Genomic DNA, 12,895 nt, shown 5'->3' on the forward strand with positions numbered 1-12,895 from the left:
CGGGTCAGGCGGGACGGGCGCCGACGGCGTCCCGGATCTCCGCTCCGCGCTCGCCCTCGACGGTGCGGGCGCAGTGCCCGCAGCAGAAGAAGCGGCCGGAGACCTCGACGCCGTGGCCGAGGATCCGGATCCCGCAGTGTTCGCAGACCGGCGCGAGCTTGTGCGCGGCGCACTCGAACGAGTCGAAGGTGTGCACGTCCCCGCTCGTGGTGCGGACCTCGAACGCCAGCCAGTAGTCGTTCCCGCAGACCTCGCAGGTTGCCATGTCAGATTCCCCCCATTAGACACATCTGACCGAATTCTACGTCTTGGCGGGGTCCAGGCGCATGGAGACGGAGTTGATGCAGTACCGGGCGTTGGTGGGCGTGAACCCCTCGCCGTCGAAGCGGTGCCCGAGGTGCGAGTCGCAGGTGGCGCAGCGCACCTCGATCCGGACCATGCCGAGCGAACGGTCCTCCAGGTAGCGGATCGCACCGGGCAGCGCCTGGTCGAAGCTCGGCCAGCCGCAGTGCGAGTCGAACTTGGTGTCGCTGCTGAAGAGCTCCGCGCCGCAGGCCCGGCAGCGGTAGAGGCCCGGGGTCGTGGTGTCGACGTACTCGCCGGTCCAGGGGCGTTCCGTGCCCGCCTGGCGGAGCACCCGGAACTCCTCCGGTGTGAGCCGGACCCGCCACTCCTGCTCGCTGTCGGGCAGCCGGTTCTCCGCGTCGTCCCGGACATCGTTGTCAGTCATGCCTCTACGGTACGGCGGGGAGCGCCGACCGGCGCAGCGGCGATGATCACGGGGGAGAGCGGTGACGATCACGGGAACCGCCGGGAAAACAGCGGGAAACGGGCAACGAATCACCGGTCGGCGGGCGAGTCGTTGACAGGGCATGCGGGCGGCCACCGGGCCGGGCGGAGGTAGACGACGCCGCCAGCACCCGCCGGTGCTGGCCGAGTTCCGGCTGAGCTGGCGGCAGGCGGTGGTACGCGGGCTGCGCTGGGGCGGGCTGGGCAGCGGTGCCGTGATAGTGCTCGCGAGCGCCCTGCCGGGGCAGCGGGAGCTCACCGAGCTGGCCTGGATCGCCGTGCTCGCACCGCTGCCGCTCGGCGTGTTGTGCGGTGCCGCCGACCGCCTCCGGGCCCGGACCCGGCTGGACGAGGCCGGGCTGCGGGGCCGGGCCTACGGGACGTACGCCTTCGTGTCGTGGCTGCGGGTGGCCGACATCCGGGCGGAGCGGCGCCGTGACCGTACCGTCGTCGCCGTCTATCTCACCGACGGCGGGATGCTCCGGCTGCACGCACCGTACGACGGTGGCCTCTTCGACCGGGACCCGAGGTTCGAGCAGAAGCTGGTGCTGATCTGCCAGGTCTGGGAGGCGCACCGGCACGGCAGCCGGGAACCGGAGGCGCGCGCCCTGTCCTGACCCGGGCCCGTCCCGACCGGTGGTTCCGTGTCGGGTCACCGGAGTCCGACCGGTGGCATAGGGTCGGCGCATGGCTGGTGGCGGCGCTGGTGGCAGCGCGAAGGCGAAGCCCATCGAGGTCGAGGTGGCCGGGCACACCGTGCGGCTGAGCAGCCCGGACCGGGTCTACTTCCCCCGGCGCGGGTTCACCAAGAAGGACATGTTCGACTACTACCTCGCGGTCGGCGACGGGATCATGCGTGCGCTGGGCAACCGGCCGACGGCGTTGCAGCGCTTCCCCGAGGGCATCGAGGGGGAGATGTTCTACCAGAAGCGGGTGCCGGCCCGGGGCGTGCCGCCCTGGATCGAGACCGCGACGATCCAGTTTCCGAGCGGCCGGAGCGCCGACGAGCTCTGCCCGGCCGACCTGGCGCACGTCGCCTGGGCGGCCCAGATGGGCACCGTGGTCTTCCACCCCTGGCCGGTCCGGGGCGGCGACGTGGACCGCCCCGACGAGCTGCGCATCGACCTCGACCCGCAGCCGGGCACCGACTTCGCCGACGCGGTCGAGGCGGCCGGCGAGGTGCGCGGGCTCCTCGACGAGCTCGGCGCCACCGGCTGGCCGAAGACCTCCGGCGGCCGGGGCGTGCACGTCTACCTCCGGATCGCGCCGCGCTGGACCTTCACCGAGGTACGCCGGGCGGTGATCGCGTTCGCCCGGGAGGTCGAGCGGCGCCGCCCCGACCTGGTCACCACCGTGTGGTGGAAGGAGCAGCGCGGTGAGAAGGTCTTCGTCGACTACAACCAGATGGCCCGGGACCGCACCATCGCCTGCGCGTACTCGCTGCGGGCCAATGCCCGGGCCACCGTCTCCACCCCGGTCACCTGGGACGAGCTGCCCGACGTCGAGCCGGACGACTTCGACCTGAAGACCGTGCCCGAGCGGATGGCCAGGATCGGCGACCCGCACGCCGGCATCGACGACGACCCGTGGGACATCACCCCGCTGCTGGAGTGGGCCGACCGGGACGACCGGGACGGCTCCGGCGACCTGCCCTACCCGCCCGACCACCCGAAGATGCCGGGCGAGCCGAAACGGGTGCAGCCCAGCCGCGCAAAGCGGTCCACGTAGGCCGTTGAGCTGACCGAGCAATCTCTCAGGTGGCCGGGCCCTCCGATCCGCCCCCACCTGCGTCGTGTCGTGACCGGCGGCCAAAGCGTGGTCACCCCGACATCGGCAGCCTGCCCGACGCCGTTGCGGCGACGCCACGGCAGGCTGCCGAGCCGTGGGCAAGCGGGCGCCCTGTGGACAGCAACCTGATCAAAAGTCCGGTGTGGTTAACCCCGACCCGCCGCGCATCTCGCGGGCGATCCGTTCCACCTCGTCGAGGGTCTTCGGGCCGGACGGCCAGCGGCCCGCCACGTCGTCGAAGACCACCGGCACCGCCGCGTCCTCGGCCGGACAGCCCGTCGGTGTGCACTGTGGGCAGCCGTACCCCTGGTGCTGCCGCACCACCCGCCGCGCCTCGTCCAGGTCCGGTGTGAGGACGTCCACGACGGTCCGGGGCGCGGCGGTCTGCTCTGCGGCGACGTGCAGCCAGGCGGTCGCGATCTCCAGCGGCTCGCACTCCTCCAGCAGGCACGGGGAGCAGAGCCGGTCGTCGCCGGGTGCGTGCACGTCGGCGATCCGCCGCGCGGCGGTGGTGATCGCGGCGTACAGGGTCGGGTCGATCGGCTCACCGGCGAACGCGACGACCTTGACGGCGGTCTCCAGCAGCCAGCAGCGCCGTTCCCGGCACTGGGTGCAGGGTGCGGGCGGATCGGTGGCGTGGCCGAGGACGATCCGCTGTGCGGTGTCGATCGCGAGTCCGGGTGGTCCGTCGGCGGGGTTCACACCAGCCGCCCGAGGCCGACCCGGATCGTGCCGGTGTCCGCCCGGTCGACGCGGCGGCGGACGGCGGCGAGCAGACGGAGGCACCCGCCGCGCGGTGCGCACTCGGTGCACCGGCCGCCGTCCTGGTGCTGTTCCTCGATCCGGCGATCCGCCTGCCACCGGTCCATGAGATCCACTGTCGCGTCACCTCCTGGGTCGTGGCGCCCCGGAAACCAGTCGCGGAGCGCCACTCTCAACCTGATCCGGTGACCGGTCCGGAGCGTCCGGGGGACGAAGCTCCGGACCGGCCGGGGCGCCGCGACCCGGATGGCGACGATCCACACGGGCCGAACTCCCCGTGGTCAGCGTTGCTGCCGGCGGTCGATCGGCGGAATCCCTGCGCTGTCTGCCGCGTGTCCGCGGACAAGCTCAGTCGTCGAGGGCGCGCTCGACCTCTGCGACGTCCCGGGACAGTCGCGTGGCACCCGTCGCGTCCGCGATGGACCGGGCCTCACCGATCCGACTACGCGCCACATCCGCTTCTCCAGAGGCTGCGTGGGCGCTGGCGAGTTGGACCACGTACCAGCCGATCCAATCGGATTGCCGGACCTCCGCCGGCAGCCGGTCCAGGCCGCCCGACAGCAACTCGGCAGCCCGGTCAGGCCGGCCCAGGTAGTGCTGCGCCAAGCCGCGCTGAAGCTGGAAGAACGTCGGATCGTAGAAGTACATCCAGTCGGGCTCTGCCTCGGGATGGTCCGTCGCCCGTACGGCCAATTCCTCTGCCCGGTCGAGACCGTCCTCGGCGGCGCGGGCATCCTCCAACAGAGCCAACCCGCGGGCTTCCTGTTGCACGGCGAGAGCGCGGACGCCGAGGCTGGCCGGCTGCCAGGCCGCCGCACGGGAATGCCCGACCATCGCGGGGAACTGTCCCCGCACCCAGGCGAGATGCCCGCGCATCGACAGGATGGTGGCCAGCAGATGGGGGTTTCCCGCCTCGGTCGCCCACTCCAGTCCCCGCTGATACCAGGCGCGGCCCTGGTCGTGCTCGCCGGTCGTCGTACACAGCCATCCGGCGAAGTGGGCCCACTGACCCGCCGTGTCGATCAGGGGGCGCCACGTCTCATCTTGCCGGGCGCCGTTCACCATCGCCTCGATGAGACGTAGCTGCGCCAGCACGGGGGCGACCATGGCCGATGACCCGACGGCATCCTCCAGACGTCGCTGGTGAGCCAGTACAGCGGCGAGAGATTCCACGGTGGCGGCATCCACCCGCCCGCTACGCGCTGCGTACTGGAGTCGATCGGCTTCCCCGGAACCGAAGGGAAGCTCCTCCCGGACCATGGCGGCTAGAGCACCGTCAGCGCCGAGAACCTCGTCAAGCCGCTCGGCGGTCTCCCTGGTCGGTCGCTTCCGGCCGTGTTCGAAGTCGGCTAGGTGACTCCGGCTCGACAGCACCAACGGCGCGAGGGCACGCAGCGTCAGTCCGCGCTGTTGACGCAGGGTGCGTAGCAGGATCGGAAAGCGTGGATCGACGATCCGGGGCATGGTGATTGGCCTTCCCAGGTTACGGCTGGGGTGGCGACGGCCTGGGCCGTAACCCCGGACCGCCACTTTCGACGGTACCCGAGCTGCCGCCGCTGGTCCGCGACCCGGCCGCCGAGCTCGCACCAGGCGGATGGACGCGACTACTGAGCCTCATCTTCTGCCGATGGCCTGCGTCAGAGCGTCAGCTTCATGCCCTCGTGACTGGCCTCGAAGCCCAGCGAGGCATAGAACCGGTGCGCGTCCGTACGCCGCTTGTCGGTGGTCAACTGGACCAGCCGGCAGCCGCGTTCCCGGGCCCGGTCCACCGCCCAGGCCATCATCCGCCGGCCGATGCCATCGCCGCGCCGGTCGGCGCGGACCCGGACCGCCTCGATCTGCATCCGTTCGGCGCCGCGCCGGCTGACCGAGGGGATGAAGGTGAGCTGCATCGTGCCGACCGCCTCGCCGTCGAGTTCGGCGACGATCAGCTCGTTGCGTGGATCGGCGTCGACCGCCTCGAAGCCGGCCCAGTAGGCGGCGTCGACCTCCTCACCCGTCGGCTCCGTCGGCTCTGCCGCCTCTCGGCTGGCGGTCACCTCGTCGTCGAGCAGCATCGTGACGATGGCCGGGACGTCCGCCCTGCGCGCGCTCCGGAAGATCAGCTCACTCACCGGCCCAGCCTGGCACACCGGCCCTCCGCACGGGCTCGCCGCTCCCAGGCGTCCGATGCGCACACTGTCGAGCTGCCCCGCTTGTGCGCCCGCTGGCCCGCCGCGAGGGCTCGGCGGTCAAGCCTGCGATGCGCACACTGTCGAGCTGCCCCGCTTGTGCGCCCGCCTGGAGTCACCCGCTGGTCGCGGGCCGTCGTCGGCAACCGTCGTCGGCAGCGGCCGTCGGCAGGCGGGGCGCCCCGTTCGTGCACCCAGCTCGACAGGGGGCGCACCGAGTATCACCACCCAGGTCCCGCCCCGCCGCAGGCGACCACCGGGCAAGCCGTCCCGCCCCGCTCGCCGCCCCGCTCCCCCCGCTCGCCGTCCGGGGTCGCCGTCCGGGATCGGGTGCTGTCGCCGCACCCGCGTCAGGGCCGGCCCGGTGCGGGCGGGCGGGCGGTGTCGGGTCAGCGGGCCGGGCAGGTGGTGCCGGCGCTCGGCGGCTTCAGCTCGATCAGGTACTTGTCGACCGCGTCCGTGATGCAGCGGGTCTGCGGATACGCCGTGTGCCCCTCACCCTGCCAGGTCAGCACGACCCCGACGTCGAGCATCCCGGCGAGTTTCGGCGTCTGCTCGTAGGGGGTGGCCGGGTCACCGGTGGTGCCGACGACCACGATCGGCGGCGCGCCGGTGGCGGGTCCGGTCGGATAGGGATCCCGCTGCGCGGGCCAGAACTCGCAGCTCAGCATCCCCACCGCGAGCGGGGCGCCGAAGAGGGGATACTTCGTGCGCCACTCCGTCTGCAACGACCGGATCCGGTCGACGCCGACCCGGTTCTCCTCGTCGGCGCAGTTGACCGCGAGGTTGGCGTCGAAGAGGTTGGTGTAGCGGCCGTCCTCGCCCCGCTCGGCGTACGAGTCGGCGAGCTCGAAGACCTCCTCCGGATCGCCCTTGGCGAGCGAGTCGATCGCGGCGGCGAGCTTCTGCCAGCCGGCCTCGGTGTAGAGCGAGGAGATGACCGCGTAGAAGACCCAGCCGGCGGTCGCCTCCCGGCCGCCGTCGCCGCGTACCGGGGAGACCCGGGCCTTCTCCAGCGCGTCGGTCACCGCACCCCGGGCGTCCGGGGAGATCGGGCATCGGCCGGGATTGCCGGCACACCAGGCGGTGAAGTTGGTGAAGGCCCGCTCGAAGCCCTTGGCCTGGCTCTCCGAGCCGGCGACGATGTCCTGCTCCGGGTCGACCGCGCCGTCGAGCACCAGCGCCCGGACGTTGCGCGGGAAGAGCTGCGCATAGGTGGCGCCGAGCAGGGTGCCGTAGGAGTAGCCGAGGTAGCTCAGCTTCTCGTCGCCGACGGCGGCGCGGATCGCGTCCATGTCGTGCGCGGCCTGCTCGGTGGAGAAGAGCCGCAGCCGCTCGCCGTACCTGGCGCCGCAGGCGTCGCCGATCGTGCGGTTCAGCGCCACCAGCTCGTCGAACTCCGCCTGGTCGTCCGGGTCGGGCTCGAAGCCGAAGGCGCGGTCCAGGTCGGCGTCGGAGACGCACTTGACCGGGGAGGAGCGGGAGACGCCCCGGGGGTCGAAGCCGATGATGTCGAAGCGCCGGGTGACCTCGTCGGGCAGGCCGCCGAAGCTGGACCCGAACGAGAGGTAGACCGCCGCGTCGACGCCGGAACCGCCCGGCCCGCCCGGGTTTATCAGCAGCGAGCCGATCCGGTCCCGCTGCTTGCTCGACCGGATCCGCAGCAGGGAGATCTCCAGCTTCCCGCCACCGGTGCCGGCCGCGCCGGCCGCGGCCCAGTCATCGGGTACGGAGATGGTGGCGCACTCGTACCGCATGTTCGGCGCGGTCCGGCCGACGAGCTCGCGCGGCACCTCCGGGCAGGGTTGCCAGTCCGCGCCCGCGCCGTTGGCCGGTGCACCGGCGCCGCCAGGCTCGTCCCCGGCGTCCGGCCGGAACAGCGGAATGGTGCAGCCGGCGGTGAGCACCACGACGGCCAGGAAGCCGGCGAGGGCCAGCCGGCGAGGGTGGGAGCGGGCCAAGGGATCCTCCGTGGTCGTGTCGATCGACAGGCTACGCGCCGGGGGCGAGCGGATCGCCCCGGAGCACCTGGTCGACGTCGAACCGGACCGGGCGGTCGAGCTGGTCGTACCCGCAGGAGGCCGGGTCCCGGTCGGGCCGCCAGCGGACGAACTGGGCGGTGTGCCGGAACCGCTCGCCCTCCATCGCGTCGTAGCCGACCTCGACCACCAGCTCCGGCCGGAGCGGCACCCACTCCAGGCTCTTGGTGCCGGACCACCGGCTCGGCCCGCCCGGGATGCGCTGCCCGGCGGTGTGGTCGCCGTGCGCCCACGGGTGGTCGGTCACGCCCTCGCGGTACGGCGCCAGCTCGTCCAGCAGCTCGGCCCGGCGGGCGGCGCTGAACGACGCCGAGACGCCGACGTGGTGCAGGGTGCCGCTGTCGTCGTAGAGGCCGAGCAGCAGCGAGCCGACCACCGGGCCGGACTTGTGCCAGCGGAACCCGGCGACCACGACGTCGGCCGTCCGGGTGTGCTTGACCTTGAACATGAGCCGCTTCCCCGGCTCGTACGGGATGTCGGCCGGCTTGGCGACCAGCCCGTCCAGCCCGGCCCCCTCGAAGATCTCGAACCAGCGGCCCGCCGTCTCCGGGTCGGTGGTGGTCTGGGTGAGGTGCACCGGCGGGACGACCCCGCGCAGCTCGTCGGCGAGCCTGGCCCGGCGCCGCTGGTAGGGCAGGTCGAGCAGCGACTCGTCGCCGACGGCCAGCAGGTCGAAGGCGACCAGGTCGGCCGGGGTGGTCTCGGCCAGCATGGTGACCCGGGACGCGGCCGGGTGGATGCGCTGGCTGAGCAGCTCGAAGTCGAGCCGGGGGCCACCGTCCGGGCCGTCCCGGCGGATCACCACGAGCTCGCCGTCGACCGCGCACCGGGCCGGCAGTTGTGCACGGGCCTGGGCGACGACCTCGGGGAAGTAGCGGGTCAGTGTCTTGCCGCCCCGGCTGGCCAGCTCGACCTCGTCGCCGTCGCGGAACACGATGCAGCGGAAGCCGTCCCACTTCGGCTCGTAGCTCATCCCGGGCGCGGTGGGAATCTTCGGCACGCTCCTGGCCAGCATCGGCTCGACCGGCGGGTTGATCGGCAGCTCCACCCGGCCAAGTCAACCAGATGGGCGACGTACCGGGGTGCCCTGCGCGGCAGAAGGGCGGCACACCGGCCCCACCGGTCCCACCCGTCCCGTGCCGGCTACCGCGCTCGGAGCGTTTTCGCTGGTCAGGGCTATCTTCTCGGGATGCGGGGCTGGGTGTGCGCCTGCTGCGGGCGGTGGCAGGTGAGTGTCGAGCGGGTCGGCGGGAGATATCTCTACCGGCTGGCGTATCGCTATCGCCGGGACGTCGGCGGGGTGGACGTACTCGGTGAGGTGGGCACGATCGCGGCGCTGGAGCGGCTGCTGCGGGACCGTACCCCGGTGACCCTGGCCGACCTGCGTGAACGTCCGGCCGGCCGGGCCTCGTGAACCGAAATGGTTACCGGAGTCGGCGCAGAGCTAGAGCTTCTTCGCGATCTCGGCCAGGACGTCGGCCGGCACCTCCACCGCGGTTTCGTGCGCGGGGATGTCGAGCTGGGCCAGGGCCTCGGGGTCGGAGACCCGCCACCCCTGCACGATGAAGGTGTCCCGGTCGGTGCGGTACAGCGACGGGCAGTTGTTGACCTGGCTCTGCGCGGTCTTCCGAATGAACGTCAGCTTCACTATCAGGGCCTTTCGCTCCTTTTATGCCGCTTTGGGGCGGATGCCCCAGCGGTCTGCGTTGCATTATGCGGCTATTCGGGACGTTCGGGCACGGACCACCGCACCGTCGTGCCATGAATCTAGGTGAGTGGCCGATTCATTTCACGGCCGCGTAGCGGGTCAGGCCGTCGGCAGCGGGGTGTGCCCGGCGGGGACGACCTCGCCGTCACGCGGGGGCGGCGGCGGACTGCCGGCGCCGAAGGGGCGGCCACCCAGCGCCTCCCGGCCGTGCGGCTCCAGCCAGTTCGACAGATCCGGCCCGAGCGGCACGATCCCGGTCGGGTTGATGTCCCGGTGCACCTCGTAGTAGTGCCGCTTGATGTCGTCGAAGTCGACCGTGTCGCCGAACCCCGGCGTGCTGAAGAGGTCCCGGGCATAGGCCCAGAGCACCGGTTGCTCGGTCAGCTTCTGCCGGTTGCACTTGAAGTGGCCGTGATACACCGCGTCGAACCTGACAAGCGTGGTGAAGAGCCGCACGTCGGCCTCGGTGATGGTGTCGCCGACCAGGTAGCGCTGGGTCGCCAGCCGGGCCGAGAGCCAGTCCAGCCGGTCGAAGAGCCGCTCGTACGCCGTTGCGTACGCCTCCTGGCTGCCGGCGAAGCCGCACCGGTAGACGCCGTTGTTGACGTCGGCGAAGACGACCCCGTTCACCTCGTCGATCTCGGCGCGCAGCGGCTCCGGGTACAGGTCCGGGGCGCCGGGCCGGTGGTACGCCCGCCACTGCGTCGACAGGTCGAGGGTGATCTGGGCGTAGTCGTTGGTCACCACCTGCCCGGTCGGCACGTCGACGATCGCCGGCACGGTGATCCCGCGCTCGTACCCGGGGAAGCGGGCGAAGTAGGCCGCCTGGATCCGCTCGATGCCGAGCACCGGGTCACGGCCGCCCGGGTCGAGGTCGAACGTCCAGCTCCGGGCGTCGTGGGTCGGCCCGGCGACACCCATCGAGAGCACGTCCTCCAGGCCGAGCAGCCGGCGGACGATGATCGCCCGGTTGGCCCACGGGCAGGCCCGGCTCACCACCAGGCGGTACCGGCCGGGCTCCACCGGATAGCCGTCCCGCCCGTCGGCGGTGATCCGGGTGGCGATGTAGCGCTGGTCCCGGGTGAACTCCCCACCCTGGCTGACGTAACTGCCCTCGGTGGTGCTGCCCTTTTCGGTGCTGCCCGCTGCGGTGTTCGACATTCCGCTATCGTTCCCCAAACCTCCGCCGGATCCACACCCCTCCGGGTCACCGGCCATCCGGATCACACCGAAGGCTCAGAAACGGGCGAAGGAGCGGACCGGCATCCGGGGGCCGAACCGGGGCGCGTGCTGGCCGCCGGCCTCCAGCAGCAGGCAGACCCGGCCCCGGTGCCCCCGGAAGGGCTCCAGCAGCGTGAGCATCCGGGCGTCGTCGCCGCGTGCCTCGCCGGCCAGCGCCCAGGCGACCAGGTTGGGGATGTGGTAGTCGCCGACACTCACCGCGTCCGGGTCACCGAAGGCGATCCGGACCACCTCGGCGGCGGTCCACGGACCGATCCCGGCGATGGCGGTGAGCCGGCGGGTCGCCTCCGCCGGATCGGCGCACCGCTCCAGCCGGTCCGCCGCGGCGGCCGCCCGGCGCAGCGTCTCGGCACGCCGCTGCTCCACCCCGAACGGATGGAACACCCAGTACGGTGTGCCGGCTATCGCCGCCGGATCCGGCGGAGTCCAGAGATTCGGCAGCGGACCGGGGGCGGGGCCGCCGAACCGGCGCACTGTCGAGGCGTACGCCCGGAACGCCTCCTTGCCGGTGACCTTCTGCTCCAGGATCGCCCGGAGCAGCCGGGGGAAGACCTGCCCGGTGGCGGGCAGCCGGAGCCCGCGGTGCGTACGGGCCAGCCGGGCCACGAGCGGGTGCCCGGCGGCGAGGCGGTCGAAGCCGGTGAGATCGTCGTGGAGCCCGGCCACGGCGTCGGCCCGGTCGACCACCCAGCCGGCACCCGGCCCGTAGCCCTCCGCGGTCAACTCACCGCCGAGCCGGCGCAGCGCCAGGGTCCCGGGGCCGGCCGGAGTGCGGGTCACCCACCAGAACGCCCCGCTGGCGAACCGGGCGCACGGGTCGTGCGCCCCCATCGCCAGCGAGCCGACGGAGGCGCCGAGATGGTAGTGCTCGGGTGGGCGCAGCACCCGGCTCGCCGCCGGCCCGGTGTCGGTCACCCGGACACTCTGCCACGCGAGCGGGACCGGCCGGAGCGGCGGGCCGGTGCGGCGCAAGGCGCCGGGACGGCATGACGGGACGGCACCGGAACGCCCGTGCGCGTCCCGGTGCCGTCCCGTCGGTAGCTCGCTCGGCCCGGTCCGGATTTACCGGACGGTGATCCGGACCGCGTCGAACGCCGGGACCTGGTTGGCGCGGGCCATCATCGGGATCCGGTGCGAACCGTCGCCGGCCCAGACCGCACACTGCGCGGTACCCCGCTGGGTGAGCCCGGGCACGGTCACCACGACGGTGTCCGGCTCGGCGCCACCCTGGCTGTCCTCGGTCGCCACGAAGAACGCCGGGGCCGGCGCCGGGTCGGGCGCGGAACGGGTGCTGTCCAGCATCCGGCAGGCCGAGTGGAAGTGGCCACGGACCAGCTCGTCCTCGTTGAGGAACGAGCTCTCCTTGTAGTAGCCGCCCTGCCCGGCCGGCAGGAACCGGTCCCGGACCAGGTTGCGGGTGCTGACCCGCAGCGTGAACTGCTGGTTGACCCGGACCGAGTTCGGCGCCTGGGTGATCAGCAGGGTCGGGTTCTTCTCGGGGGCACCGACCTCGCCGAACGCGGTGCCGACGCAGCGCTCGCCGTTCTGGAAGCCGTCGTGCGTCTCCAGTTCACTGCCCGAGCAGTCCGCGCCCAGCGGCTCCGAGGCGGCCGGGTTGCCCGGTGCGGCGCTGGACGTACCCGGGCTGGGGGTGCAGTTGGCGTTGCCGCCGCCGGGGCGACCGCGCTGGGCCAGGGTGCCCGGCTCCTGCCCGTCGCCGGGGTGGTGGATGGCGCCGTGGTCACGGTACGACCGGGTCTGCGGCCGCGCCGCCGTGCCGGGGCCCTCGGGGACCGCGGAGGCGGAGGGGTCGGCCGCGCCGGGCGAGCTGGACGGGTCCGCCGCGGGCGGGGTGGCGGCCGGGGGCGTCGGGCAGGGCCGTGCCGCGGTGGGCCGACCCCACCGGTTCCAGGTGCCGGCGTTCGAGACCTGGGTCACCGTGACGATCGCGCCGAACACGCCCAGCGTGGCCAGCACGGCGATCAGGCGCTTGTTGCGTGGTGGTCGGTTCGAGCGCCGCCGTGAGGAGCGGACGGGGGTGTTCTTCACGTGGTGCCACCTCTTCCTTAGAGGGTTCGGTCAGCTAGGTCGGACTTCCGCGGGACCAGGCTGGTGGTGCCGACGGCCAGACGGGCCGTCGGCAGGGGGCGGGACGCTGGGCGGGCCGACGGCGAGACGGGCCCGGGAGCCGGCGAGCGGCGCGCTGCCGGCCCGGCGGGGGTCACCGGGCGCGGCGCCGGCAACGGAGATCGGCGGAGCGGACGACGATCGTAGTCGCCTTGTGGCAACGCGTATATCGTCGTCATCTTCCTGCCTTTCCGAATATTCAGCCGGTTCGGTTGCGAAAAAAACCGTACGGAATGCGTTGCCTGAGAGTCAAACCGTGATAGGGAAGA

15 protein-coding genes are annotated in these 12,895 nt (G+C 72.5%); 3 read left to right on the forward strand and 12 right to left on the reverse strand.

Annotation, left to right across the window (positions count from 1 at the left end; translation table 11 throughout):
* Positions 1–4: 4 nt before the first annotated feature.
* Together ACN27G_RS05495 and msrB are read right to left on the reverse strand one after the other, a co-directional pair.
* Positions 5–265, reverse strand: a complete 261-nt coding sequence (locus ACN27G_RS05495) for a Prokaryotic metallothionein (RefSeq protein ID WP_421491679.1) — start codon at positions 263–265, stop codon at positions 5–7.
* A 36-nt stretch (positions 266–301) separates the two neighbouring features.
* Positions 302–730: a peptide-methionine (R)-S-oxide reductase MsrB gene (gene msrB, locus ACN27G_RS05500; RefSeq protein ID WP_421491680.1), complete on the reverse strand. Its 429-nt coding sequence runs from the start codon at positions 728–730 to the stop codon at positions 302–304.
* A gap of 142 nt (positions 731–872) precedes the next feature.
* Between msrB and ACN27G_RS05505 the strand changes: the two genes are divergently transcribed.
* Both ACN27G_RS05505 and ligD read left to right on the forward strand, forming a co-directional pair.
* Positions 873–1,406 carry a hypothetical protein gene (locus tag ACN27G_RS05505; RefSeq protein WP_421491681.1) on the forward strand — a complete coding sequence of 178 codons (534 nt, stop codon included), beginning with the start codon at positions 873–875 and terminating at the stop codon, positions 1,404–1,406.
* Between the two features lie 70 nt (positions 1,407–1,476).
* Positions 1,477–2,517 (forward strand): non-homologous end-joining DNA ligase, encoded by a 1,041-nt coding sequence (gene ligD, locus ACN27G_RS05510; RefSeq protein WP_421491682.1) that lies wholly within the window; start codon positions 1,477–1,479, stop codon positions 2,515–2,517.
* Positions 2,518–2,706: 189 nt separating this feature from the next.
* Here the strand turns inward: ligD and ACN27G_RS05515 are convergent, their stop codons facing one another.
* The 6 genes from ACN27G_RS05515 to ACN27G_RS05540 all read right to left on the reverse strand — a co-directional run bounded on the left by ACN27G_RS05515 (position 2,707) and on the right by ACN27G_RS05540 (position 8,597).
* Positions 2,707–3,279 (reverse strand): hypothetical protein, encoded by a 573-nt coding sequence (locus ACN27G_RS05515; protein ID WP_421491683.1) that lies wholly within the window; start codon positions 3,277–3,279, stop codon positions 2,707–2,709.
* A complete protein-coding gene (locus ACN27G_RS05520; RefSeq protein WP_421491684.1) occupies positions 3,276–3,602 on the reverse strand; it encodes a hypothetical protein in 327 nt (108 codons plus the stop codon). Before ACN27G_RS05520 ends, ACN27G_RS05515 begins: the two co-directional genes overlap by 4 nt.
* Before the next feature lie 85 nt (positions 3,603–3,687).
* The gene (locus tag ACN27G_RS05525) at positions 3,688–4,803 is read right to left on the reverse strand and encodes a helix-turn-helix domain-containing protein (protein WP_421491685.1); all 1,116 of its coding nucleotides are present in this window, start codon (positions 4,801–4,803) and stop codon (positions 3,688–3,690) included.
* A gap of 173 nt (positions 4,804–4,976) precedes the next feature.
* Positions 4,977–5,453 (reverse strand): GNAT family N-acetyltransferase, encoded by a 477-nt coding sequence (locus ACN27G_RS05530; protein WP_421491686.1) that lies wholly within the window; start codon positions 5,451–5,453, stop codon positions 4,977–4,979.
* Between the two features lie 446 nt (positions 5,454–5,899).
* Positions 5,900–7,471, reverse strand: coding sequence for an alpha/beta hydrolase (locus ACN27G_RS05535; protein ID WP_421491687.1), 1,572 nt, complete (start codon positions 7,469–7,471; stop codon positions 5,900–5,902).
* Between the two features lie 31 nt (positions 7,472–7,502).
* Entirely contained in the window at positions 7,503–8,597 is a 1,095-nt protein-coding gene (locus ACN27G_RS05540) for an ATP-dependent DNA ligase (RefSeq protein ID WP_421491688.1), read from the reverse strand.
* A 141-nt stretch (positions 8,598–8,738) separates the two neighbouring features.
* Between ACN27G_RS05540 and ACN27G_RS05545 the strand changes: the two genes are divergently transcribed.
* Positions 8,739–8,963: a hypothetical protein gene (locus tag ACN27G_RS05545; RefSeq protein WP_421491689.1), complete on the forward strand. Its 225-nt coding sequence runs from the start codon at positions 8,739–8,741 to the stop codon at positions 8,961–8,963.
* 30 nt (positions 8,964–8,993) lie between these two features.
* Here the strand turns inward: ACN27G_RS05545 and ACN27G_RS05550 are convergent, their stop codons facing one another.
* The 4 genes from ACN27G_RS05550 to ACN27G_RS05565 all read right to left on the reverse strand — a co-directional run bounded on the left by ACN27G_RS05550 (position 8,994) and on the right by ACN27G_RS05565 (position 12,548).
* Positions 8,994–9,197: a hypothetical protein gene (locus ACN27G_RS05550; protein ID WP_421491690.1), complete on the reverse strand. Its 204-nt coding sequence runs from the start codon at positions 9,195–9,197 to the stop codon at positions 8,994–8,996.
* A 159-nt stretch (positions 9,198–9,356) separates the two neighbouring features.
* Entirely contained in the window at positions 9,357–10,418 is a 1,062-nt protein-coding gene (locus ACN27G_RS05555) for a glutathione S-transferase family protein (RefSeq protein ID WP_421491691.1), read from the reverse strand.
* A gap of 75 nt (positions 10,419–10,493) precedes the next feature.
* Positions 10,494–11,414 (reverse strand): DNA-3-methyladenine glycosylase family protein, encoded by a 921-nt coding sequence (locus ACN27G_RS05560; protein WP_421491692.1) that lies wholly within the window; start codon positions 11,412–11,414, stop codon positions 10,494–10,496.
* A 147-nt stretch (positions 11,415–11,561) separates the two neighbouring features.
* Positions 11,562–12,548 carry a Pecanex-like protein 1 gene (locus tag ACN27G_RS05565; protein WP_421491693.1) on the reverse strand — a complete coding sequence of 329 codons (987 nt, stop codon included), beginning with the start codon at positions 12,546–12,548 and terminating at the stop codon, positions 11,562–11,564.
* Between the last annotated feature and the right edge of the window lie 347 nt (positions 12,549–12,895).

This window comes from Plantactinospora sp. WMMB334 (assembly GCF_049179095.1).
Taxonomy (GTDB): Bacteria; Actinomycetota; Actinomycetes; order Mycobacteriales; family Micromonosporaceae; genus Plantactinospora.